General features: G+C 45.4%; 2 protein-coding genes. Both read right to left on the bottom strand.

Annotation, left to right across the window (positions count from 1 at the left end; all coding sequences use genetic code 11):
• Nucleotides 1-135 precede the first annotated feature (135 nt).
• Entirely contained in the window at nucleotides 136-582 is a 447-nt protein-coding gene (locus HMPREF9969_RS07935; RefSeq protein WP_009435294.1) for an HU family DNA-binding protein, read from the bottom strand.
• Nucleotides 583-983: 401 nt separating this feature from the next.
• The gene (locus HMPREF9969_RS13215) at nucleotides 984-1874 is read right to left on the bottom strand and encodes a hypothetical protein (protein ID WP_009435295.1); all 891 of its coding nucleotides are present in this window, start codon (nucleotides 1872-1874) and stop codon (nucleotides 984-986) included.
• Nucleotides 1875-2647 lie beyond the last annotated feature (773 nt).

Here is a 2647-nt window from a genome sequence, read left to right as displayed (position 1 = left end):
CACAATTAATATAATCGATTGTCTTATTACAGAACGATTGATACCCTGAATCAATCTTTTAAAATGCTCCCGTGGCACATATCCTAACTCACCCCGTTAGGCACTCCTCCCTTTTTGGGGAGTTGGAGGGGACTTCTACCCTGCCTGCGGTCCACTTTCTTCCTCTTTCTTTTTCTTTTCCTCCTTTTTATTATCTGTCTCTTCTTCTTTCTTCCTCAACGATTCGTAGGAGTTTGCAGCCAATTCTCGTTTCAATTCCGTTCCCGGCGTAAAGACTACACGAGGCTTAATTGTCTCAGTCTTAAAAGCTTTTTCTGTTTCTGCTCCTTTGCTCGACAACGTGACACGCATCGAACCGAAATTACCTAACTGAATGCTAAAACCATCACGGAGGTAATGTGGTAGACAATCAATGAAGTTATACAACACGTTCGACACATCACCACGAGTCAAGGACGAACGCCCCGCAATGTCACGTGCAATATCATCCAAGGACTTATGCCCCACGTTTACCGCATTGGCATAAAACTTCACTTCCTCCCGCTTCTGCGGATTCTTCTTTTGAACTAATTTAAATCTCATGATTCTTAGGTTTTTAAATTATTAAATAACAATTGTTTATCATAGCGTAGGGCAGCACGCTTCCGCAGCTTTCTACTTACTTCTTCATGCTGCCCTATTCTATTTCCTTAATTAATATTCCTCCTCACATCGCTTCATTTTCTCACCCTTTCAGCATTCTCCTCCTGCCAGATACGTATTGCCTTGCTGCCGAATACGTATCTACGTTCTGTCAGATGCGGTGAGCGTTGCCGTTAGATACGTATCTAGCAACTGCGCAATGCGTATTTACGAGTTGCTAGATACGCATCCGCCAGCACGTAGATGCGGTGAGCGCAGCGACGGAATACGCATTCAGCAGAAGCCCTGTCCGTTAGGCACTCCCTCCCCTTTTGGGGAGGGTTGGGGTGGGGCTTCTTGGACTACTGAAGCGCCTCCGTCCTGTACCCGAAATCGCGCGTATGTCTGTCCACGTAGACGCTATTTCCGCCGATGCTCAGGTGGTACGCGATAATACCGTACCTTGGATCTGCACTTGACGACCAATAGCAACCACTGACACCAACAGCGTACTGCTCCCCATCGCTGTAAAAACCCAAACAGGGTAGGTAGAAATAATTACCTGCGTCAGCCGCATCGGGGAGAATATAAGATGCAGGCCAACTACGACTGTTTGCATTTGTTCGCCAATCGGTTCCGTCTACGGCTGTGTTAGGGTTGTATCCGCTTATCTGTGACTTCTTTTTAAACCACGTACCACCTTTATATAAATGACCCATAGTGGTCCATAGTTCGTCTACGTCCCAACAAGGATCGCCCTTTGCAGCGTACCAGGTCATCTCGTTTACGTTAGGAAGACCTGCGCAACTATGGGTAGCGTCGAAGCGACCTGAACCACCGCCCGTGTGGTAGTAACGATGGTTAAGGTCGCTACTGCTCTGGGCGTAATTTGATGAACTGTTACCGTTTAGTGTTGGCTGACCTGTGTTTCCTGCCAAGTGCTTTGTCCATTCGTAACCTTTCCAGTATTGTTCCTCTGCATCCCACATGTAATAATGGTCGCCATCGTAATTCTTTATCTGCAAATCAGCTTCCATGTTTACATATTCATTCTTTGCAAAGGTATGAGAAGGAATAAACTTGGTAATTGTTCCCTCTACGCCCGATGCAACGTCCTTTACCCAGTAACGGATTCTTAAAGTGTGTGTGCCTGGCTTGATAATCATGTAAGAACCATTGGTTGTTAGGTTAGCAGAAGTGTTTGTCAATGGGAAACCATTAACATAAGAACCGCTGCCTTTGGTTGTAAGCACAATCTGTTTTCCGTTACCTGTACCTGTTAATGCGCCTGCACCAGTGTCTGCGGTTGGATCAAGTGTATAGGTTGAGGTAGTTGTAATGTCGTTGTCTGATGTTACTTCTATCTTGGTAAGATAGCAATGCTTTAGTATATCATCGTTTGTATAAGGCTTAAAAACGAGGTAAGCAGCCTTGTGGTCGAGTGCGAACTCAAACTCGTGGCTTGTAGCGTTGCGTGTTGCCTCAGCTATACCACAATCGCCTGATGCGCCGAAGTGAGCGGTGGTGTTAGGCTCTGTTTGGTTTGATTCGCAGAGATGGTACTTTTGTTACCTTCTTACCAGGATAATAAACTCGTATGAAGATTTGGCGTGTATTTACCAGGCATTAAGAACTTAAAGAGCTGTCTTCCGTTGGCGAGTTGCTACTTTGCTTCCAATTCCGCTATCTCCTTTACCCAAATCTTATCGCCTGCTTCCCAATAGAATTTACCATCTGCCTCCATGGTTGTGCGTGTTGCAGGTTCGCCAGTGCTGAATGCGTTAAGCTTTTCTCAGTTGTGTTTTGCGTTCTGTGCTAAATCATCTTGCACAAGAGGCAAAGGCTATGTTAAACCAACACGACAGCCAAAGACGCTAGTCGTGATGAATGAATGTCGTTTCATCGTTTTCTTCATTTTTACTTAGTTCTCTTTGTTAATAACTCTCTGTTAGTCTTCCCAAGCGGAAAAATCGTCTTCGTTCTCATTGTCAGCTCCCTGCCATGCTGGTGCTTGCTTAGCACTGCT

The sequence above is a fragment of the Prevotella sp. oral taxon 306 str. F0472 genome (genome assembly GCF_000257925.1).
Lineage (GTDB): Bacteria > Bacteroidota > Bacteroidia > Bacteroidales > Bacteroidaceae > Prevotella > Prevotella vespertina.
Note: the sequence above shows the minus strand (reverse complement) of the source record. Positions and strands in the feature narration are given on the sequence as shown.